The sequence below is a fragment of the Roseivirga sp. genome (assembly GCF_049099775.1).
Lineage (GTDB): Bacteria > Bacteroidota > Bacteroidia > Cytophagales > Cyclobacteriaceae > Roseivirga.
Map to the genome: position 1 here is coordinate 332,455 of NZ_JAGDZM010000002.1, position 22,863 is coordinate 355,317.

At 39.5% G+C, this 22,863-nt stretch carries 17 protein-coding genes; 9 read left to right on the plus strand and 8 right to left on the minus strand.

Annotated features, from left to right (window positions below; genetic code table 11):
* Positions 1-438: 438 nt before the first annotated feature.
* Positions 439-1,812, plus strand: coding sequence for a DUF5723 family protein (locus tag JXQ92_RS03760; protein WP_421985247.1), 1,374 nt, complete (start codon positions 439-441; stop codon positions 1,810-1,812).
* A gap of 1 nt (position 1,813) precedes the next feature.
* Here the strand turns inward: JXQ92_RS03760 and JXQ92_RS03765 are convergent, their stop codons facing one another.
* Positions 1,814-2,260, minus strand: a complete 447-nt coding sequence (locus JXQ92_RS03765) for a hypothetical protein (protein WP_421985248.1) — start codon at positions 2,258-2,260, stop codon at positions 1,814-1,816.
* A gap of 127 nt (positions 2,261-2,387) precedes the next feature.
* Here JXQ92_RS03765 and JXQ92_RS03770 point away from each other — a divergent pair, with 127 nt between their 5' ends.
* On the plus strand, positions 2,388-3,155 hold the full coding sequence (locus JXQ92_RS03770; RefSeq protein ID WP_421985249.1) for a type III pantothenate kinase: 768 nt from the start codon (positions 2,388-2,390) through the stop codon (positions 3,153-3,155).
* Positions 3,156-3,157: 2 nt separating this feature from the next.
* Entirely contained in the window at positions 3,158-3,379 is a 222-nt protein-coding gene (locus JXQ92_RS03775; protein ID WP_421985250.1) for a hypothetical protein, read from the plus strand.
* A gap of 11 nt (positions 3,380-3,390) precedes the next feature.
* On the opposite strand, the gene JXQ92_RS03780 is transcribed toward JXQ92_RS03775, so the two are convergent.
* Complete coding sequence (locus JXQ92_RS03780) at positions 3,391-4,881, minus strand: M28 family peptidase (RefSeq protein ID WP_421985251.1); 1,491 nt, start codon at positions 4,879-4,881, stop codon at positions 3,391-3,393.
* Position 4,882: 1 nt separating this feature from the next.
* The gene (locus tag JXQ92_RS03785) at positions 4,883-6,511 is read right to left on the minus strand and encodes a M14 family metallopeptidase (RefSeq protein ID WP_421985252.1); all 1,629 of its coding nucleotides are present in this window, start codon (positions 6,509-6,511) and stop codon (positions 4,883-4,885) included.
* Between the two features lie 124 nt (positions 6,512-6,635).
* Here JXQ92_RS03785 and JXQ92_RS03790 point away from each other — a divergent pair, with 124 nt between their 5' ends.
* A complete protein-coding gene (locus tag JXQ92_RS03790; RefSeq protein ID WP_421985253.1) occupies positions 6,636-7,538 on the plus strand; it encodes an MBL fold metallo-hydrolase in 903 nt (300 codons plus the stop codon).
* A 75-nt stretch (positions 7,539-7,613) separates the two neighbouring features.
* Here JXQ92_RS03790 and JXQ92_RS03795 read toward each other — a convergent pair whose 3' ends face one another.
* The 4 genes from JXQ92_RS03795 to pdhA all read right to left on the minus strand — a co-directional run bounded on the left by JXQ92_RS03795 (position 7,614) and on the right by pdhA (position 11,313).
* Complete coding sequence (locus JXQ92_RS03795; RefSeq protein WP_421985254.1) at positions 7,614-8,933, minus strand: aspartate kinase; 1,320 nt, start codon at positions 8,931-8,933, stop codon at positions 7,614-7,616.
* 10 nt (positions 8,934-8,943) lie between these two features.
* A complete protein-coding gene (ribH, locus tag JXQ92_RS03800) occupies positions 8,944-9,420 on the minus strand; it encodes a 6,7-dimethyl-8-ribityllumazine synthase (RefSeq protein WP_421985255.1) in 477 nt (158 codons plus the stop codon).
* A gap of 114 nt (positions 9,421-9,534) precedes the next feature.
* Positions 9,535-10,224, minus strand: coding sequence for a tetratricopeptide repeat protein (locus JXQ92_RS03805; protein WP_421985256.1), 690 nt, complete (start codon positions 10,222-10,224; stop codon positions 9,535-9,537).
* A 57-nt stretch (positions 10,225-10,281) separates the two neighbouring features.
* Positions 10,282-11,313 (minus strand): pyruvate dehydrogenase (acetyl-transferring) E1 component subunit alpha, encoded by a 1,032-nt coding sequence (gene pdhA, locus JXQ92_RS03810; protein ID WP_421985257.1) that lies wholly within the window; start codon positions 11,311-11,313, stop codon positions 10,282-10,284.
* An 89-nt stretch (positions 11,314-11,402) separates the two neighbouring features.
* Between pdhA and recF the strand changes: the two genes are divergently transcribed.
* Positions 11,403-12,503, plus strand: coding sequence for a DNA replication/repair protein RecF (gene recF / locus JXQ92_RS03815; protein WP_421985258.1), 1,101 nt, complete (start codon positions 11,403-11,405; stop codon positions 12,501-12,503).
* Positions 12,504-12,518: 15 nt separating this feature from the next.
* Here the strand turns inward: recF and JXQ92_RS03820 are convergent, their stop codons facing one another.
* On the minus strand, positions 12,519-18,746 hold the full coding sequence (locus JXQ92_RS03820; RefSeq protein WP_421985259.1) for an alpha-2-macroglobulin family protein: 6,228 nt from the start codon (positions 18,744-18,746) through the stop codon (positions 12,519-12,521).
* A 205-nt stretch (positions 18,747-18,951) separates the two neighbouring features.
* On the opposite strand from JXQ92_RS03820, the gene JXQ92_RS03825 reads away from it, so the two are divergent.
* The 4 genes from JXQ92_RS03825 (at position 18,952) to JXQ92_RS03840 (ending at position 22,731) form a co-directional block, all read left to right on the plus strand.
* On the plus strand, positions 18,952-19,452 hold the full coding sequence (locus JXQ92_RS03825; protein ID WP_421985260.1) for a DinB family protein: 501 nt from the start codon (positions 18,952-18,954) through the stop codon (positions 19,450-19,452).
* A 138-nt stretch (positions 19,453-19,590) separates the two neighbouring features.
* Positions 19,591-19,938: a PadR family transcriptional regulator gene (locus JXQ92_RS03830; protein WP_421985261.1), complete on the plus strand. Its 348-nt coding sequence runs from the start codon at positions 19,591-19,593 to the stop codon at positions 19,936-19,938.
* Positions 19,928-22,576, plus strand: coding sequence for an FtsX-like permease family protein (locus JXQ92_RS03835; RefSeq protein ID WP_421985262.1), 2,649 nt, complete (start codon positions 19,928-19,930; stop codon positions 22,574-22,576). The genes JXQ92_RS03830 and JXQ92_RS03835 overlap by 11 nt, the downstream gene beginning before the upstream one ends.
* A complete protein-coding gene (locus tag JXQ92_RS03840) occupies positions 22,576-22,731 on the plus strand; it encodes a permease prefix domain 2-containing transporter (protein WP_421985263.1) in 156 nt (51 codons plus the stop codon). The genes JXQ92_RS03835 and JXQ92_RS03840 overlap by 1 nt, the downstream gene beginning before the upstream one ends.
* Positions 22,732-22,863 lie beyond the last annotated feature (132 nt).

The window sequence follows — 22,863 nt, forward strand, 5'->3', positions numbered from 1 at the left end:
TCGATACAGGTTGTTTGGCTTAAGTACCTGAGCGGAGTAATAAATAGAAAAGAAACTGTAGGTGTTCGTGGGAAAGTGATACAAACATACAAAAAAAAGTCGTTGATCACAATTTATTTGTCATTTGACATACAATTTTATGCTGCTTACACCCGATTCACAATACTGTAGATAAAATAATATTCTGTGAATAGGAGGTTTTGCCTTCGAAAGTACTGTATAAGGGTAGGTCCGTGCTTGCTTTGAGCCGTCAATCTTTAGTAAGAGGAAATGATTGGTGAATTTGAAATATAATTGATTTCTGGGCGTATTTTTAATGAGAATTAACGGATTCGAGCCATTTACAATCGCATTTTAACCTTCATTTTAGTATTCACCATAAGTACTGTTTCTTATGGACAACAGTTCAATGGTTTTATTGATTCTGATTTTTCTGGTGTGCTCAGCAGCAGAGTTCAACCCGCAGCCATTGCAGATTCACCCTTTAAGTTTGATTTCAATGTGTTGAACGGGAATTACTACCTCACAAATAATATAGGTTTTACAAGAAAAGGAGCCGAAGGAACGGAATTGATCCGGTTTGTAGATCAGGATCCACGGTTTCTTCAAACTAATATTGGATTAGGCGGAATGTCCGTACTTCTTTCATTACCTCGGAATCAAGGTTTAGCAGTTCAGTTTCAAGTTCGAGCGATGGGCTCAACAAATGATTTAACGTCTGACTTTATTACACAAATCAATCGATTCAGCGATCAAAGGTTTATCGACAGTAACGTGAGCAATCAGACAGGTGATTTTACATTTGCCACTTGGCAAGAAGTTGCCCTTACTTACGCATTTGTCAAGAAAGATGATGGTTTTCATCGGTGGAAGGTTGGGGGAACTTTAAAGTTTGTGAACCCTATGGCAAGTGTTTGGGTAAATATGGAGAACATTGGCTATAGTGTTGATAATGTAGGTTTGGTTAACTTCACAGATTTCGAAAGTCAAGTTGGTTATTCATCTACATTGGATCGATATGAAGATTTTGGTGGAACTGAAGCATTTAATTCGTTGCCTAAGGGGACTGGATTTAAACCAGCTTTAGATTTTGGAGTTGTTTATGAACGGGTGGCCTATAGGCGAGACCCTAGGGCTGAAAACCAGACGGCACTGGAACCTGATATCACTTATGAGTTTAAAGTCGCGGCATCTATCACCGATTTTGGGATAATGAACTTTGAAAATGGGAGCGCCGCTTTCGCCACACTAGGCGTAAACTCAGGCATTACTAACCCGGGAGATATTCTGGACAACTTGAATAGTTTTCCTGCTTTGCGAGATTCTCTTGATACCTTTTTGCAGATTGAAGATGTAAGCGGGAGCTATACGGTGAGTTTGCCAACTTCTTTGAATATAAGCTACGATTATAATTTCGGGAATAACTTTTTTGTAGGAGCCTCTGGTCGGTTTGACTTAACCAGTTTTATGCCCACAGATTATCGGGTGAGCTACCCAAATAGTATCACGCTCAACCCTAGGTATGAAACAGGTCAGTATGGTTTATATATGCCACTATTTTACAACTTCGCTGGCGATACTGACCTTGGTTTAGCGATAAGATATGGTGCTTTTACCCTTGGTTCAGCAAGTTTCGGTTCGCTTTTTTCTAAGCAAAAGAAATCTGGAAGTGTTTTCTTTAGCCTTAGCTTAAACCAGCTCAAGGCAAACTCGAAAAAACCATATTGTTTTGGCAGGTCAACAACAGGTAGCGGATTTACTAGAACGAAGAGAACGCCACTATATAAGAGAAAAAAATTCCTCTTTTTCTAAGTCAGGGCTCAGTGTCAAAGATACCTTCTTGTTTAGCTTTTTTATAGGCTAAAGCCCTAAACCCGATAAAAACGAAGAAAGGAATCCAAATGGCATCATTCATCAATAAATGAAATATGCCTTTTTTGCCTACTTCTTGTTCTAAGATTATATAATAGAACCAAATTCCTCCACCTAGTTTTGTTAAAGCACCAAAAAAGGCCAAGTACCAAAATTTACCTGGGTGAATGGCACAGGCTAAATACGCTGCAGCCATGGCCAATACCGCCTTTCCCTGCCATTCTATAATGGAAGGAACGGCATTTTTGCTTTCAGTTACCCACTGATAGAAGGTTTCAGGGAACCAACCGATCAGAATCCCCCATAAAATATTATAGGCCGTAGCGGCAAGCAGTAAACCACGTATCCAATTGGGAAATATGGTTTGCGGTGTCTGTAGGGAATTCATAACTTAAAAGACTAAATGATCGACGAAAAGTTTTTCGACTTTCAAATCTATGAAAAACTTATCGACCTTAATTTTCAAACTGAACTGAATTTGAGTTACTACACCCAAAATTTTTACTCTAAAGCCTATGCTTTTAGCCATTGATGCCGGAAATACCAATATAGTTTTTGGTATTCATGATGGAAATTCCTGGATTCACGAATGGCGATTTGATACGTTGCCAGTCAAAAATCAAATTGAATATGAAATGTTCTTGCGGTTGAATTTTCTAGAATACAACCTGAAAATCGAACAGGTCAACCGCGTTGTTATTTCTTCTGTAGTGCCCGAATTGAACGATATTCTGTCTCAATTTACACTCACTTTAATTAGCGAAGAGCCTGTATTTGTAGGGCCCAAAATTTACGATAAACTGCCTATAAGTACTCAAAATCCATATGAAATAGGTACTGATCTAATCGCCAACGCCATGGCTGGTTATACGCTTTATCAGCAAGATATTGTGATCGTAGATTTTGGTACGGCACTAACGTTTACCGTGGTAGACAGTGAAGGAAATATTAAAGGGGTAAACATTGCTCCAGGATTGAAAACAGCCATTAAGGCACTAGTGGGGAATACAGCGCAGTTACCAGATGTGCCTCTTGAACTACCAGAGTCTGTGATAGGCACGAATACGACAACCGCCATCCAAAATGGAGTTTTATGGGGTTATGTAGCCATGGTGGAGGGTATGCTTGATAGGATTCAAGCAGAAATGAAAAAGGAGATAAAAGTGATCGCCACAGGTGGACTTTCAGCTATCTTGCACCCTTTGCATAAAAGGTTCGATCAAGTGAACCGGCATCTTACCCTAGAGGGGTTACGATTTATTCATAAAGCAGTAATCAAATAAGTATGAAGAACTACGGATGGTTAATCAAGGGACTAGTATTTGGTCTATTAATGTGGGTAATGGTATATGTGATTTTTCCTCGCTTTAGTGAAGGCGAAGTAGTAGAGCCAGAAAAGCATTTAGTAGAATTGCTATTTGCTTTCCCCGCGGGTATTCTTTGGGGTTATTACCGCTTTAAAGTGTTGCCGAAAAGAATGAATAAGAATAAGTCTGATAAAGAGTAAAAAGGGATGATTTAATCCATCCCATAAAGCTTTTTACCGGTTTCGTAATACTTATCTCCTTCAAGCCAAAATGGTCTGTCTGGTGCATTTCCAATCATACGAGAGGCCAACACATAACTCTTGAAGAATTTCTCCAAGTAGTCATAATCGACTGTTTCAGGGTTATCGCCCGCTTGATGATAGTATTTTCCTATTTCTGCATCGAAAGCACGGAAACCTAAACTGTAAGTAGGGGCTGGAATTCCTTTTCTGGCAAAACTCACATTATCCGATCTATCGAATAGTCCTTGTTCTCCCGCAGGATCGTCAATGGCTTCTAAGCCCACAGCGATATTGGCATCTTTGATGAATTGAGCCGCTGTAGTTCTTTCTAGACCTATAATGGTAGAAATAGTAGTGTCATTATATCCGCCATTGTCGCTATTCCAGCAAAAAACGATCTCATTATTCGGAATAATTGGGTTGTCGGCTAAATACCTACTCCCCAAAAGGCCTTTTTCTTCACCCGTAAAAAGCACAAATAACGCTGACCTTTTCATTGGGTACTTGGCAATGTTTTCTGCCGCAGATAGAACGGTTACAGTTCCGATGGCATTGTCTCTTGTACCATTGTAGATAGAATCGCCTTCCGCATTTGGTCTGCCAATTCCAATGTGGTCATAGTGGGCTGAAAACATGATAATTTCCTTTTTCAATTCAGGATCAGTCCCTTCTACCATGGCCAAGATGTTTTTGTCTTTGGTCATTTCGTTGACCATGCCTTCTATGGTAAGACTTGCGCGTTTAATGCTTCTAGTCATCATAAAGCGCTGATTCTCATTTTTAAGATCTTTCAACCATAAATGAGGGATAATTTCTTCATCATCGCCATTAGGATCAAGGGTAATATTTACCCTATTGAAAGTAAAGCCTAATTGCGCCCAAGGTGTAGCCGGAGAATTATAGAACTCCACTAAACCAGCAGCTCCATTTTCTCTTGCCAATTCATATTTGGCTCTGCTCAACTGAAGAATTCCTCTTCGGTCGGAAGTATTCCCATCTCCAGCTTTTGCGAAAACGATTTTTCCTTTTACATCAGCTCCTTCATAATCTTCTGCTTGCCCATACTCTAAATAGACAACCTCACCCTCATAAGTACCACTTTTGCCGTCAACAACGAGAAAATCATCATTCAAATTGAAGTTTTTACCAGCATAAGAGAAGCTTCCGGAAGTTGCCGGAGTTTTCTTTCGTAGTGGTACGGATTGAAAATAACCGTCGGCACCTTTCACGGGTTTTGCCCCATAAGTCTTTAGTTCATTGGCGATATAATCTGCTGCTTTGAGTATTTCTGGAGAACCGGTATCTCTTCCTTTCAAATCATCAGAGGCGATATAGTAGATATGGTCCTTAATGGTTTGTTGGTTTACTGTATCCAACATTTTTTCCATGTCCGTTTTTTCCGAACATGCTGAAATGATTACGAGTGCGGTAATGCAAAGCGTTTTGATATGATTTTTCATCTTATTTAACCTCAAAGTATTTAAAAACAGGATATTCCACGGTTTTGCTGGCAATACCAGCATCATCGAAGTACTTGTCAAAGAAATTCCAAGTTACTAAACCATCGTCAGATTCTGGTTCTAGCAGGTAAAAGATAAGGTTGGCCAATGGCTGGGCTAAATCAACCCAGAAATCACCTTTACCAAACTTTTTATTGGCCGCTTTATAAGTTCCTTCAATGGTAGCGATGTTGTGCTTTTCAAACGGTCGTGCAGCTCTAGTCAATTTAGTGGCTGTGAAAACCTCCCCTTTGGCTCTTGTGTTCTTTTTAAGTTCAACTACTTCAACACCATGGTTCATTAAATGCTGAGCAATATCAGCGAATTCCTTCGGAATAATATAGCCTTTGGGTAGCGTTGCCGTTTTAGTAGCTTCAAAACCGCTATAGTTAACGATATTCTTTAATTCTACAATTTCAGGTTTTCTGAGGTATGTTTTCTGACCTCTTTCATTGGTCGTTTCCATGTGGTTATAAGTCCTATACGATGCAATAGGCTTATCCAAAGGCACTTTTTTAAACCTCACGCCTTTTTGTACTTTTCCTCCTTCATTTTCAACTAGTGCTATTGCATCGGCTTCCGCTTTAGCATTGATCTTCAGCATTTCCTGACCATTTTTATTGGTAAACTCTAAGATTTCAGCTACGAAAGAGTGGGTAGCGTTTATTCTTTGATAGAGTCTTTCATGTGCAAATGCTTCACTCAAAATGGCCATTCTATTTCTAAGGCCAAACTGGTTTACAAGGTATCTTGGGTGGTGATTATACGTTGAAATTGACTTGATTGGCCAGCCTTCTTGTCTTGTGTAATAGTATCCGTAGGGGCCTAAATGCACGTTGTTTTTTTCAAGCACATTTTTACTCACTTCTGGAAGAATTCTGTCCCAAGTAAAGTCGTAAGGAGCTTTTTCACCAGCGGTGTGGTAACTCGGTGCCCATGTAAGCGAGTAACCATGCCATGTTCCGTTGGTTGTGTGTAAATCGACAAACAGTGTTGGGTCCCAAGGCACTATAATGTTTTGGATAAGCGCATTGCTCTCCAATGTTTCCATTTTCATCCCATCACGATTCAAATCCCAGCCTTGGCTATTCGATCTTTTACCGGTTTTCAGAGGACTTCCTTCTTGTGATCTTCTTACTTCTTCATCCATCTTATCATTACTATCGGTATTATAGATCGGTACAAACAGTATGATTTGATTATCGATTAAATGCTTTTTGTCACCAGTCAAGATATCGCGCATTAAAATCTGCACAGCTTCTTTGCCTTCCACTTCACCAGAATGAATATTGCCTTGCACGTAAATGATTGGCTTACCGCTGGCTTTAGCTTCCGCTGCGGTTTCAATTTTTGGATTTGCTAAAACGAAAACAGGAATGTCTCGCCCTTCCAAACTCGTTCCCATACTGATTTTGGTCACATATGGACTGTTTTTCGTCACTAGCGTTGTAAAATCAATTACGTCTTGGTAGGTAGATGTTTGCGTGTAATTAGTCTTTTCTGGCGTAATCAATAGTGCTCGGTCTACTGCCTGACCGAATATTTGAACTGAGAGAAAACAGAAGACTGCTAAGAAGCTATATCTTTTCATGTAGTAAAACTTTGTCGACCAAATTACAAAAAGCCAATATAAACGAGGTGGAATGAACTTTCAATTACATCAATGGTTAGTAGTTTTTTAAAGAGCCACTTACCTTTCATTAAAATTTAACAGCATGACTAACCGAAGATCTTTTATTAAACAAAGCACCGCACTAAGTGCGCTCTCGTTATTACCGTCGTCTTTTCTTTATGACTCACTTTTTCAGAATGGCTATAAAATGCAGGCCTTAAGAAACGATGTGGGTATTTTTAGTGAAAGAGGAGGCACCATTGGGTGGATGATTTCTAACGATGGTTTGGTCGTTGTAGACTCACAATTTCCGCCTCAAGCGGAGCATATGGTGGAAGAAATTAGAAAGAAATCGGATCGTAAAATAGATTTATTGGTGAACACACACCACCATGGCGATCATAGTGCGGGTAACATCGCATTTAAAGGCATTGTGGGTACAGTAATGGCGCATGAGAACTCCTTAAAAAACCAAAAAGCCAACGCAGAACGAGCGAATTCTGTCGATAAACAGCTTTTTCCTGATACAACTTATAAAAAAGGAAAATTCAGCCAGAAGGTAGGTAAGGAAAAAGTGGTGATGCACTATTTTGGTGCAGCACATACCGATGGTGACTCATTTGTGCACTTCGAAAACGCCAATATTGTTCATTGTGGAGACTTAGTTTTTAACAGAAGAGCACCTTTTGTTGATAAATCAGCTGGGGCAAATATGGAAAACTGGCAGCGCGTAATGGAAAGAGGCTATAAAGCTTTCGATAAAGACACGCTCTTTGTATTTGGGCATTCAGGCAGCGGATACGAAGTGACTGGAACGCGTGAGGATCTAAGGGCATTTCAAAACTACTTGGCCAAAGTGATGGAGTTTGTGAAAAAAGGTGCAGCAGCTGGAAAAACGAAAGAAGCGTTAGCCAATGCTACTGAAATTCCAGGAGCCCCTGAATGGAAAGGAAGACAAACAAGACCTGTTAACGCTGCTTGGACTGAGCTTTTCGACGAGAAGTAACTTGCCTAAAAAACAAAAAGGCGTATTGAGCAGTAAATGCTTTCAATACGCCTTTTTTTATGCTATCAAATTAATCTAAAGACCGAAAAGGTGTTCGTTTAGTTTCTTTAAAGAGTTCTCTTTGTTTACCCTATCAGTGAGTAAAGAGATATTATGCCGACTTCCGCCATAAGAAATCATTCGGATCGGTACTTCTTCTAAAGCGTCAAATATCTTATTCACAATACCCTTTCTTTCGGCCACAAAATTGCCGACAACACAAATAATCGTTTGACCATTGTCTACTTCTACTTGTCCTAACTGACTTAACTCAGCAATAATTTTCTCTAGATGTTCATCTTCATCGATTGTTACAGAAACGGCTACCTCTGAGGTGGTAATCATATCGATCGGTGTTTTATACTTCTCGAAAATCTCGAAGATCTTTCTTAAGAAACCATAAGCCAAGAGCATACGCGAAGATTTTACTTTAATGGCCGTAATGCCATCTTTCGCCGCGAGGGCTTTTACATCATCAGAATTGGTAGACTTGCTAATTACCGTGCCTTTAGCATCTGGCTGCATGGTATTAAGCAGTTTTACAGGAATGCTGTATTTCTGCGCAGGCCAGATAGAGGCTGGGTGTAGTATTTTTGCTCCGAAATAGGCTAACTCAGCAGCTTCATCGAATGAAAGTTCTGCAATTGGGAAAGTCTTATCAACTACGCGAGGATCGTTGTTGTGCATACCGTCAATATCCGTCCAGATTTGGATCTCCGAAGCATTGATTGCCGCACCAATAAGGGAAGCGGTATAGTCGCTGCCTCCTCTTTGTAAATTGTCAATTTCGCCTCTATAGTTCTTACAAATAAAGCCTTGCGTAATTAGTAGTGACGCTCCTTTGAAATCTTTGAGTTTTTTGGTCAGGTCTGCCGATATGCGTTCAAGGTTAGGTTCTCCTTCTTCATTAGTGCGCATAAAGTCTAACGCCGGTAATAAGGCTGCATTAATTCCTGCTTCTTGTAAATACAGGGTAAACAATTTGGTAGACATCAATTCTCCTTGAGCGAGAATATCTCTATTTAGCGCCTCATTGAAAGAGATTTTTAGCGTTATACTGAAAAATTCGAAATGTTCTTTTATGATTTCAAAAGCTTCGGATCTTTTCTCATCAGTAGCAAGAAGAGCCTTTATAAATACCTCATAATGCGCTTTTAACTCAGCAATTTGACGCGTAGCTTCTTCTTTTTTATCACTTGCGAGCGCTTGACCTATGCTAACAAGGGCATTTGTTGTTCCTGATAGTGCAGAAAGGACTACAATTTTAGGTTCATCATTTCGAGTAATGATTTCTGCAACAGCTTTCATGCGTTCCGGTTTCCCAACCGAAGTGCCGCCAAATTTTAATACTTGCATGGTTTTGTTCTTAGAAGCCTAACATTTTGATGGCCGTGATAGCAGCTTCGTCTCCTTTGTTGCCGTGTTTTCCACCTGCTCTGTCTAGTGCTTGCTTTTGAGTGTTTGGTGTGAGTACTCCAAAAATAACTGGCTTATTGTATTTTAAGGATACGTTTGTAATACCATGGGCAACAGCATCACAGATGAAATCGAAGTGTTTTGTTTCTCCTTGTACTACACACCCAATACAAATCACCGCATCGACACTTTCTTCTTGCGCCATCCATTGAGCAGCTATAGAAAGCTCAAAACTGCCCGGTACGTTTTTCCTTACAATGTTCTTTTTATCAGCACCGTGGCTCAATAGTGTCTCCATAGCGCCTTCATAGAGTGATTCGGTTACTTCTTCATTCCATTCGGAAACCACAATTGCAAAAGTGCTATCTTTTATATCTTTTACATTCTTGCTACTGTAATCACTTAGGTTTTTAATGCTTGAAGCCATATGTCTAGTATTCGGTTTCTATAGTAATTAAGCCAGTTTAATTAATCCTGACTCGGTTTAAACAAAAAAAGGTAAGACTAACGCCTTACCTTTTAAAATTAATTTTTTCAAAATTTAATTTCCGGCAAGGGCATCTAGCCTTGCTTTATGTTTTCGAGCATCGTTATACTCGGCAGCATCTTCGTACTTATTTAAAATCTGATCGATTGCGCTAATGGCAGCCTTCATATCAGAGGCTTTTTCGAAAGCTAAAGCAGCTTTCATTAAATAAGTTGGTGAGAAGAACTGATCATCCACTGTTTCAGCGGCTTTCATGTAGCTCTTTGAAGCATCTGTAAAGTTGCCAAGTTCCATGTAAGCATCGCCTAAGAGTTTTTCAGCGCGTGCCATTACAATTTCTTCAGAAGTACTAAACTTCTTTAAGTAATCAATAGCGCTTTGGTATTCTCTTTTCTTTAAATAAGAAGCACCTGCGTAAAAGTGCGCTAGGTTAGCTACTTCCGTTCCACTGTAGATATCAATGATATCAATGAAACCAAGGTTACGACCATCACCTAAAAGGCCAGCGTCGATGCTGTCTTTCTCATAATAGTACTGTGCTTGGAAAATCTCGTTTTGAGCAGTAGCGTTCTTCTTTTGTTTCTGAATATCTAGGTAAAAATATAAGCTAGTACCTAGCAATATTAAAACACCAATGATAGCGCCAATAAAGCCAACCGGGCCAGCTTCACTTTTGAACCGCTCTATAGTGTTTGGTTCAGAATTACTTGATTTTGTTTCCTCTGAAGAAGTGTTCTTCGTCATCTCTTGAAAATTAGGTCGCAAATATAAGGAAAATGTTGAAAAACAATGCGTTAAAACCTATTCTGTTATATAAGGATAGTCTTCTTGAACGTATACATCTTTGAAAGCCTCTGATGGATCTGGATATGGAGACTCTTCGGCAAACTTAACGGTTGCTTCCACTTCCTTTTTCAAACGGGTATCAATTGCTTTTAACTCGTCTTCTGTAGCCCATTTGCTGCTTAAGATTTTCTCTCTTACCTGCTCAATTGGATCTTTCCCTTTGTATTCAGCAACTTCTTCCTTACTTCTATACTTCGCAGGGTCAGACATTGAGTGTCCTTTAAACCTGTAGGTTCTAAACTCTAAAAGTGTTGGGCCATCGCCTCTTCTAGCTCTGTCAGCAGCCTCTTCTACCGCAACATGCACATTTTCAGGGTGCATCGCATCTACAGGAGCAGAAGGCATATCGAAGGCTTCCGCTAAAGTATGGAGCTCTCTTACGTTCGAAGTTCTTTCTACCGAAGTACCCATGGCATAACCGTTGTTTTCAATCACAAAGATTACCGGGAGTTTCCATGTCATGGCCATGTTGAGTGCTTCGTGAAAAGCACCTTGTCTTACGGCACCGTCTCCCATCATACAAATGCATAGGTTGTCGGTTTTATTAAATTTTTCTGCAAAAGCAATTCCAGCACCCAAAGGAACTTGACCACCTACAATACCGTGCCCACCAAAGAAACCTTTTTCCTTATCGAACATGTGCATTGAACCGCCTTTTCCTTTAGAAACACCCGTTGCTTTAGCCATTAGTTCGGCCATTACTTTATTAGGATCAGTACCCAATGCTAAAGGTTGACCGTGATCACGATAAGCGGTGATCCATTTGTCACCTTCTTTCAGAGCACTTACCGAACCGCTTGAACAAGCTTCTTGTCCGATGTATAAATGGCAAAAACCTTTGATTTTTTGCTGACCATAGAGTTGCCCAGCTTTTTCTTCAAACCTTCTTTGCAACAACATATTCTCAAACCAGAACATGTAGTCGTCTTTACTGAATTTAGGTTTCTTGGTAGCCTTAGTTTTGCGCGTTGTTTTTGTTGCAGCCATAGCCTATAATTTGAAAGGGAAAACCCTTAATATTCATTTATTAAATCAGGACTGCGAAAATAAGACAAAAACCCTCAACTTTGAAATTAATGCACCTCGAATCTATCCGACTAGCCAATTTCAAAAACTACCCTGAGGCAAACCTTGAGTTTTCTCAGGAAATCAATTGCCTTTTAGGTAAGAATGGATCGGGTAAAACCAATCTGTTAGATGCTATTTTCTACCTCTCTTTTACTAAAAGTGCAGGCCCATCGCTAGACGGTCAGTGTATTCGTCACGAAGAGCAGTTTTTCTCTATAAAAGGGGCTTTTAGGCAAGAAGAAAAGCAACGAATTGTGCTTTGTGGTCTTCAGGCAGGTAAAAAGAAGTTGGTAAAATTGGACGATAAGCCCTACAAAAAAGCGAGTGAGCATGTTGGGAAGTTTCCCATAGTAATGATTGCCCCCAATGATACCGACGTGATTCGTGGTTCGAGCGAAGACCGGCGAAAGTTCTTCGACGCTATTATCGCACAAGTAGATCAGGTTTACCTGCAGAATCTAATTCAGTATAACCATACCCTGAAACAGCGAAATAGTCTTTTAAAGCAATTCGCAGAAAGAGATTTCTTTGACAGGGACTTATTGGATGCTTTTACTGATAAACTGATCGATCTTGGGGGGCAAATTTTCGAAGTGCGACAAAAATTCCTGAAAACGTTTAGCGTCTTAGTAAACGATCATTATAAAAACCTTTCCGAAGCTAGCGAGGAGGTTGATTTACAATATGAATCTCATTTTGATGGTGATATCAGATCGGCTTTCCAGGAAAGTGAACGAAAAGATCTGATTCTGAAAAGGACCAATGTCGGGATTCATAAAGATGAGTTTCCATTTTTAATGGAAAGAAAGGCTATTAAAAAGTTTGGTTCCCAAGGTCAGCAGAAGTCTTATTTGATTGCTCTGAAACTGGCCAATTTTGACTTTCTCTTTCAACAAAAGGGAGTGAAGCCACTTCTTTTGTTGGACGATATTTTCGATAAGTTAGATGATTTCAGAATTACCAAATTAGTGGAAATGGTAGCTTCAGAAACCTTCGGACAGATTTTCGTAACCGATGCTCGTCCTGAAAGGACATTGGGCATTTTTGAAAGCATGAACCAAGATGTTAAGATGTTTTCCATTGAGGCTGGTCAGGTAGACGAGCTCTAATTAAAAGCACAAAACCTAGTTCTTTATCAGTTCAACTGGAATTGATTTTGCCTTAGCATTAAATTCTGGTGCATACATACTTTCTATAGTCGCAATTCCTGTTGAAAAGCTTCCTGCATTGTTCACGATAAGTTCATATTCTACTACATATTTACCCTTCTTCAATCGGTCGAAAAAGAAGTGGATGCTGGTGTCATCAATCGCTTGATAGGCATAAGCATTTCCAAAGCTTTTATAGCCAGAGAGCACCTCTTTTGGCTCAAAACCTGCCGCTCTTAGGTCTTTTAGGTGCAAGAACTCCATGTCTTGGTCGGTAGATAAAGACAGCCTGACTTTTACACGATCGCCAATTTTGAAAACGTGACCCTTTTCAGTTGTCTGCTCTTTCTTATCGCCAACCTTAAAGACTTCTTTTCTTATTTGTAGTGATCCACCACTTTGAACGACGTTTTCAAGTGCTTCAAAATATTGATAGTGAATAGCTCCCCAAGATGGATTTGCCCCCTCATTTTTGATTGAGATTTCGCTCAGGCTCGGTTTAATTTCAGCGGGCGCCCAATCTTTTCGAAGGAACAATTCTGATGCTTTGCTCGCGGAATTACTGAGGTCAACATCACCAACTCGAATCGTCAATCCGTTTTGCTCGTTTAGGTTAACTTTTTCTGTATTCAGCATCGTATAAATGGCATCAGTCGTGGCTTTAGTACTTGGCCAAGCGTTGGCTCTTTTGTTTTGAATAAGCCATTGCATCAGTTGCTGATGCCTTTCTTCATTAGGTATTATTTCAGCAAATGCTTCCATAATTCTGGCATGTGTTTCTATCGGCATGTGGTACCAGTTGAAACTTGATTCATTTTCAAGCCAATACATTCCCCTTTCGTTTAAGGTGGCATTTTCTTCCAAAGACTTCATGATTTTGTTCGCCATGACTTTCTTTCCAGCTCTATGATAAATCAATGCCAGCATGGCCTTAGATTGTAGGCCTTGCTTAAGCCACTGTTCTTCACCAAGTTTTAAGAAGAACGAGCTAGCCGTTTCAATTTTTTCATTGGTAAAAAGACTATCGTAAAAACTCCTGGCATATAGATAGTGGATTTGAGCTGCTTGAAGTTCTCTTCCTGAGCTAGTGTCTTTGGCAATGCGATTATAGTCGCTTATAATTTGGTTATCTAGGTACTTAAAAGCCGAACTTACTATGTTATCTACCTTGTTATTACTGATGATAATCCCGAGCTTTTTCAACTGGCCAAACCCGCTTACAATGTGACTTGTTATGGTTCTATTGGCGTAACTACCGCCACTAAACCATGGAAATGCGCCGCTGCCCATTTGCATTTGGTTCAGCTTATCAATAGACGAATTCAGTCCTGCTTCAACAGCATCGGGATTCAGTATTTTGGAAAGGTTTTTCAGTCTTTCTTCATTGTTTTTAGCTTCTAAAAGCCATGGTGTTTCTTTTAGGGCGATTGATTTAAGTTTTTCGTTAGCGAACAATGGTCCTTGATTTTCTTCTCCCGACCATTTCGTGATCAATTGGGCAATACTCGGGTGTTGTTTAGCGATATCCATACCGAGTGCGTTGGCAAAAATTCGAGAGAAAGTCTGCTCACTGCATTCATAAGGAAACTCAATAAGGTAAGGGAGTGACTGTGCCACATTCCATAAAGGGTTATTCGTGAATTCGATGTTCAGATTGAAATTCTCTTTTGTATTGGAGGCCTGTGAAAGGGCATCGAATTTAAATTCTTTCTCCTCATTTGCCTTCACCCACATCGGAAGGCTTTCTGTAACCATCACCTTGTTTGAAAGAACAGGAAGAAAACTCTCTTCGCCATCGCTGAAGCCATTCGCAGTGGCCAAAACGCGATATTTAATCCCGCTCAGCCCTTCAGGAATTCTGATTTTCCAATCCAGCGCTGTATTACCGTTTGCCTTTAGCTCGAAAGATTTGTCTTTTTTATCTTCCTTGACTAAAAGATCAATAGGTTCGTCATTTTCAGGATTAAGCCATTCTATTCTGGCCTTCCCCTTCATTTCTTTAGAAAGTAGACTGGCAACTTTTACTGATATAATCAACTGATCTTTTTCCCTTACAAAACGAGGGAAATTTGGTAACACCATTAGCTTTTTCTGTGTTTGTACAGTGCTAACCAACTGGTCTGTCAGCATGGATTTAGTATGAGCAAGCAATTGAAACTTCCATTTGGTAAGGGATTCAGGAGTTGTAAAACTGAAGTTGATTTCGCCCGCTTTATTTGTTCTTAGTTGAGGATAAAAGAAAGCCGTTTCTTTAAAGTTTGTTCTCCGTTTTACTTCGCTAAAAAGGGCCTCTTGTTTTTGATCTGAAATGCTAGCGCTACCTCCTTTTGAACTTAGAATAATTACGCCATTTGCAGCTCTTGAACCATAAAGCGTAGCCGCAGAGGTTCCTTTGAGCACCTCGTAACTTGCTATTTCTTGAAGATTAAAATCAGAAAGATTGCCCTCCATAATCTTTCCATCTAATATGATTAATGGGCCGTTTCCTCCTGACAAGGAAGAAGCCCCTCTTATTTGAACCCCATTGCTGGCGGCACCGGGTTGCACACGAACTCCTGCAACTTTACCCGCTAAAGCTTGGTTAGTTATTGGGACTTCCATCAGTGTTTCAAACTCTTCGTCATCGGCAATACTGATTAATACTTTGTTTTCTGGACTAAATGAAATATTCTCGTAGTTATTTTGACCTTGTCTTGGGTTTACGAAACTGTACCCAAAAAGCTCAAGTGTGTAAAAAGATTTTATTGGAATTTGAAAAGAGCTATAGCGATTAGAAGTCAATGAGAAAAGAGATTTTTGCGAAAAACTCCCATTCATACTGAAATTCCCATTACTGTAAGTGGGTCTTTTGCTGATAGAAGATAGATACCAGTCATTGCGCACAAATTGATCAAGCGAGGCATCATACATTGAGGCCAATAATTCGGCTTCCGCTTTCCCTTTTTGATCTCCTTTTACTTTAAAACTCCATGTTTCGTTTTGGCCCGGTTCTAGTTTACTGCGGAAGGAGGTAGTTTCTAATTCAATCCTTTGCTCTTCAAACGGAATATTGATATTGAGCTTACCCGTCTCCACCATTCCTTCAGACTGGGCCAAATAGTGAATAGAATATCCGCCAATATCTTTTCTTTTGATTGGGAGTCGTAACGTTTTTTCTCCTTTTGAAAGATTAAAAATGTACTCTTTGCTAATCTGTCCTGCTTTATCAAGAAGAAGAGTTAATGAAAGGCTGGGCATGCTTGTATACATATTAAGCTCTAACTTATCCTTATGTTGATAAGTGTTTTTATCATTGACAATATTTATGAATGACTTATGATCCTTAATCTTACTTGAATTCTTTATTTTGATGTTTAATGATGATTTTTGTATGATAGTAGTGCCAGATTTAAAACTGACTTTATACTCACCCTTTTCCCAGTACTTGCTCTCAGGAATCATATAAATGTCATTAATACTTGACAAAAGAGCTTCAAAAATGAGCACCTTTTCATCCTCCGCATTTACCTCTCCATATGGCTCGTAAGGAAATGCGCTGGCGAATTCCTCTGGACTTATAATGGGTGAATCAGGAGCCGTCCATAGCCGTTTTTTTAGATACTTTCGCTGCTTCGCGAGTTTATAGACAGAGAGTGTTCCCACTTCGGAGATAGCTTGATTATTAAGGTTTCTTTCTGATACTGTAAGGCTGATTGGCTCACCGATTTCTACTTCAACCGGTGCAGATATGCTGGAAGTACCTTTGTGATAGCCTACATAAATCGTTTTTTCAGTAGTTCTTGTTTCACCATTAATATCGGTGACACTTATTTCTATTTCGTAGGAGAAAATTGGTAGTTTTTCTTTGCTCTCTTTAGCATCACCACTGGCCATAAATGTTACTTTAAACTTTCCATCGTTGTCAGTGGCAGTTTCCCCTTCAGCGATTAGGAATTCTTCTCTAATCGGATAGGAATAAAAATCTGTATTGGCGCCGTAGAGATAACCAGTTCTAGTGACGGTATATTTTACAGCGGCATCGGAAACTTTGCTCCCGGCCAATGCGGTGGCTTTTCCGCTGAACGTTACAGAGTCGCCAAGGACATACGCTTTTTTGATCGGGTCAGTCTCTAGTTCGAATTTTGGTCGTTTGTAGTTTTCGACCCTGAAGTATTTGTCCGACATGTTAAAATAAACCTCAGGTTTATCAAAGAACTTACTTTCATTCTCGCTTTCGTCGACCTCTATATAGAATTCCCCTGGTAGCACTGATTTAGGGATTTTCAAAGAATCGGTAAACGAACCAAATTCATTTGATTTCAAGGTCTCTTCATAAATCTCATCGTCATTTTCATCATAAACAGTCACTAAGACTTCCTCATTTGGTACTACTTCTCGTTTTTCTTTTTGCGTTTTGAAGAGAATGCCCTTGAAATACATCATTTGACCCGGCTTATAGATTGCGCGATCAGTGAAAATAGTATTGGTTACAAAAATGTTGTCATTTGATGCTGACTTGGCGTTTCTAGAGATTCGGATATTATCGAAAAACGCAGTATCGGTGGCCGTCATGACCTTGGCATTTATACCGGAGTAATAGTTCGTTGATTTATACTGAATACGACCATTCATGTCTGATTTAAGGTTCTTGTAGAATGCTTTTCCATAATTGCCATTAGACAATAGCCTAACTTTGGCTTTGGATATCGGTTTACCAGTATTTCGGTCGGAAACGAGAAATTCATTAAACGTAGTTGTGGGCAACCTTATAAATGTGAGATTACTCACTTGGAAAATGCCGAATTGTAATGGCTCTTCAGTATCCTTTTCTTTTACTACTAAAAGGTATTGTCCCAGCTCCGCCAAAGGGTCAATTAACACCTCTGTAGCATGTCTTTGATAGTCTGAGGCCTGAGGAAGGTCTACTTCCCACGTACGAACTAAGTCAAGTGCTTTAAATTTTTCCGAAAAGGGTTTTTTGTTTGGTACAATGATCTGTTTCAACCTGTTCATGCTACCCTTGTAAATGGTGAATTCTAGGGATTTGAGGTTGTTGTATTCTACTAATACCCTTGAATAGTGCGATAATTGAATAAAATCTTCTTGAGTGATATTTAAGCTGTATTGTTCAATTGAGCTTTTAAGAACTTGAGCCTGTTTGGCTTCGAATGAGTTGGGGGCTAATCGAATAACCTCTTCGCAAATCTCATAAGCTTCTTTTCGCATCCATCGAAAGGCATCTTCTTTCTTTTTATAATTGAACCTAGCGCCGAGGGTGTTCAATGTCTGAGCTTTTTCAAAAAGTACAGTCACTTTGTTATCTGTGTCTAGCGATTCAGCTAATTCATCCAAAGCTTTTAAATAGGCATCAAGCTCATTGTCTGTTCTATTTTTTAGGAGTTTTAATCTGAATAACTCCCAGTAAACATACCTTTTTGTATTTCCACTGGCTTTTTGACGCATCAGTGTTTTTTGAATTAACCTGAAGCCAAGGTCGAAGGACGATCCTTCAAGTTGTGGTTCAATTTGTAAGTTTAGAAATGCATTTGGGTTCCAATAAGTATCTAAGGAAGGAAGCCATTTTCGAGATTTGAAATCTGTTATTTGAAGGCCATAGAAGTAAAAATTTAAGGCCTGCTCTACAATGAAATCCGAAACATATTCTGTTTGCGGTTCCTCTATTCCGATTCTTCTAAAAACCGATCTATACTGATCTAGCCTCAGGGTATCGTTTTTTTCAAATTCACGAAGGGCATTGTTATAGTAACTATGAATTTCAGACTGAAACCGAGCTTTGTTCCAGAAGTTGAAATCAACGGTATCGACTTTAGCATCGTCTCTTTGGTCAATATCGTAGCTATAGCTCTGATAGTAGCTGAAAAGCGATTTTCCAGCGATCAGTTGGTAAATACTTTTATGTGGGAAACTGGCTTTCTCTATTCTGCGCTGGAGGTTGTCTATTACTTTTAACTGAGCATTTTCCTCCAATAAAAGCCAAAACTTACTTTGGTATATCGTCGCTTTGAGTAACTCTTCAGCGTTCGATTCTTGCGCGGCCCACACTAGAATTTCTTCTACGTTGTTTTGAGCAGATTTGGTTAAACCTTCCTTTTCTAACCGATAGACCTCTTGCCAATTTGCTTGCCTTTTATCGGCCTGAGCAAAACTACTCAAGGGGATAAATAGTGCTAGAATTAGAAGATAAATTGGTTTAGTTGAAATCATATTTTAGTCGAAGGTTCTATATATTAAACACATGAACTTGTCTTTAACCACTAGTCGTGAGGATCAAATTTTTGTGAGATTGCATAGAATATAGCAATAATAAGTCCACTAATTTTTAACATAAATTGTGCTTAACGGTACCGCTAGGGGACAACTTATCAAAATTGTTGACGTAAGAGACTCTGTCAAACAAAAAACTACTTACATGAAAACTAACACAAAATTTTCAGCACTAACGGTTGTTTTGCTTTTAACAACTACGGTGCTTTTAACTTCCATGAAACCTGTTGAGGAGAAGGGTGGATATGATTGGATGAAGGGCAGGTTAGATGCGGCAAAGTCTTTCACCATCGAGGTATTGAAAGCCATGCCAGAAGATGACTATGATTACAAACCAAATGACGATCAAAGAACGTTTGCTGCTCAGGCCTATCACATCGCGTACAGTGTAGAATATTTTCACAAGGCATTTAGTCAACCAAATGCCGCTTGGCAACCAGGCGATGAGAACTCTAAATCTAAAGAAGAGCTGCTAAAATGGGCGGAGGCAAAATTTGATGAAATGCATGCCTTTATTTTGGCTTCAGATGCTAATGACCAGCTTACTGCAGGAATACTTTATTACTTAGATCATAATTCACATCATAGAGGACAAGTTGTTACTTATTTGAGAATGAAAGGCATCAAGCCGCCGGTCTATAAGTAGGAATAGCGATTAACTAAAATGCAACGTCACGTTGGAGTCTTTTGGGCACCTGCGTGACGTTTTTTTTATACAAATTTCATAAATGTAGATTTTGTGTTTATATTTATTCTACATTTACGAAAATTGATTAGCATTTATATGAAAGGAACACAGTTAGGAGAGTTTGAAGAACTCGTATTGTTAATTGTCGGTGTACTCTTTCCAGAAGCCTATGGTCTTAGCATTCGCGAAGAAATTATTGGGCAAACCAAACGAAAGGTGGCCATTGGCGCAGTACATTCTTCTCTCAGCAGATTACAAGAAAAAGGATTTTTAAAATCTGAATTAGCCGAAGCTACGCATGAAAGAGGTGGCCGTAGAAAGCGACTTTTCACCATTACAGCAAGTGGTAAACGAGCCTTAGAAAGAAACCACGAATTGCGCAATGGTCTCTATAATCAAATCCCTGAAATCGCACTAAAAGGATTAAGTTTTAGTGGCACTTAAAGAATTACATATCCCCCCAAAACCTGCGGAATGGTTCTTAAAACAGGTATGCAAAGGCAACTTGTTAGAAGAGATTGAAGGTGACCTATTTGAGCACTATCAAATCATCCGCGAAACGCACCCAAAATGGCGTGCGGATTTAGCCTATTGGGTTCATATGGTCAATTTTCTGAGACCCTTTGCGCTAAAAAAAATCGGTCAAAACTCATCAACAATAATTATGTATAGAAGCTATTTTAAATTCGCTCTTCGTCACATGTGGCGTAAAAAATTGAGTACAGGTTTCAACCTATTAGGCCTTGTTTTGGCCTTTATGGTTTGTGGCTTTATTTACCTCCATTTGCAACAAGAGTTGTCTTATGACAAGTTTCATGAGAACTCAGAAGACATGTATCGGGTAGCATGGATGAACGACAACCCGCAAACACGAACACCACACCCTCTAGCGCAGGCCATGGTCAACGACCTGCCAGAAGTGGAAGCGGCGGTGAGCCTTTCTCCCATTTATGGTGCAGGCCTTACCAAGCAGTCCGTGATGCTAACACTCGAGAAGGAGAACATTAGTTTTGCCGAACCCGACGGCTATTTCGTAGACAGTACTTTTTTCGATGTCTTCGATTTTAAATTTTTAGAAGGGAATCCTGAAACTGCACTAAAAAGTAATTTTGGCGTACTACTTTCAAAATCTACTGCCGAGCGTTACTTCGGAGATAAGCCTGCTGTAGGCAACCGACTTTCCATGGATGTTAATACGGATATGTTGGAAGTTGTTGGTGTTATAGAGGATGCTCCTAAGAACTCTCATTTTCACTATAGCTTTCTTATTTCGTATGTGTCTTTGAAGTCATTAAGTTTCAATGATCCTTGGATGTCTTGGGGTGATTTTGGTCACTTTAACTATGTAAAACTAAAGCCTGGTACCGACCCAGAAGTGCTGGAAAATAAAATTCCAGAATGGGTCAAAGAATATTTAGGCTGGTCAGATGAAGGCGTAGCCTCACTTTTAGCAGGGGAATACAAATTTGAACTTCAACCTATAGAGGATATCCATTTGCACTCTAATATTAGATGGGAATTAGAGGCAAATTCTAGTTTCTCTTACCTGATTATTTATGGGGTTTCGGGGCTGTTTATTTTATTGATTTCGGTCATCAATTTTGTCAACCTAAGTACTGCAAGATCAGCAGAGCGATTGAAAGAAGTTGGTGTAAAAAAGACTTTGGGTGCCTATCGGAGTCAACTATTGTCTCAATTCATCTTTGAGTCATTGTTTTCTTCATTCATCGCTTTGGCATTAGGGATTTTTGCAATGTATGCTTTAGAAGACGCCTTTAATCAACTCGTTAATGGGCAGATTTTGGCTAATGATATCTGGCAAACGAATGCTGTCATTTTCATGTTGGGCGTAACCATTGTTACGGCAATACTTGCAGCAGCCTATCCAGCACTTTATTTGAATGCGCTTAATCCAGGTCAAATTTTAAAAGGCACTACAAAAAAGAAGATTGGTGGCGCTTTCGTGAGGAATACGCTCTTGTCCGTTCAGTTGATTGCAGCTATACTAATGGTAACAGGAAGCTTAATTATCAGCGGGCAGATTTCATTTCTAAAGAATAAGGACTTAGGCTTTAAACGGGATAATATGATGGTTGTTGAACTCAGCAACTACGTGGACAAGTCTGAATTAATTAAATCTGCATTCAGTAAAATTTCGGGTATTGAATCTGTAGCATCAGTTTCCAATGTTCCGGGCGGTCAATTCAACCAACATAGCATTTATGCTGAAAAAGATCCTTCGCTTAAAACGGATGCGGCGGAAGCTTTTATAGACGACGATGCCATTTCAGTTTTAGGCATTGAGTTAATCGCGGGTAGAATGTTCGACGAGACAATCGCGTCAGATTCTTCTGGGACCTCCTTCCTGATTAATGAAACGGGAGCTAAGCAGCTGAACTTGACTAACCCAGTGGGAGAAACCATTTTTTGGGAAGACAATGAAAATTTGGTCAAAGGTAGAATAGTAGGCCTTGTAAAAGACTTCCATTACAAGTCCTTGCATGTGCCCATCAGGCCAATCATTTTAATGGTTCAGCCTCGCCGATTGAATTACTTAATAGCACAGGCAGATACCAAAAACTTATCGTCACTCGTGCCTCAAATGGAAAATGCATTTAAGGAGATTTATCCCGAGGACGATTTTAGGCTGACTTTTTTAGATGAGCAGATTGCGGAATTATATCAGGAAGAATCTAGAACCCTTTTACTGACATCCATTCTATCAGGTATATCCATATTCTTAGCCATTGCAGGATTAGTAGGTATTGTTTCTATCGCTATTAAACAGCGTGTAAAAGAGATCGGAATAAGAAAAATTTTGGGAGCTTCAGTAAAGGAAATACTCGTATTAATCAATGGAAGGTACGTTATCATCACACTAGCAGCCTTGGTGCTTGCACTTCCTGTATCCTATTTATCAATGAATAAATGGATGGAAAACTTTACTTATCAGAATGTGATAAACCCAATGATTTTCATTCTTACTGGGCTGTGCGCCATCTTTATAATATTTATGACGATAAGTGCCATTTCATTGAAAACCGTGAAGAGTAACCCCGCCGATTCCTTAAGAATTGAATAGTGAAGGGGCACCACTCGACATATGAAACACCGAAGTACGCTGATTGCCTATTGACCTGGTTTTGTAAGGGCGATTTATTGGAGGAAATAGCTGGCGATCTCTATGAGTTCTATCCAGCCAGAAGCAATCCTGCAAGTGTTTTAAGAAGCGAGTAAATTCTTCTAAGCCCCTCTACATAGAGGGGCTTATCTAAACATTTCCACCCTCAGTGTAATGAATTCACCAAACATTCGTCTCCTCTGAGTCAGATAAAAACTACATTTAGGAATTTTTAATTTGACATTCAA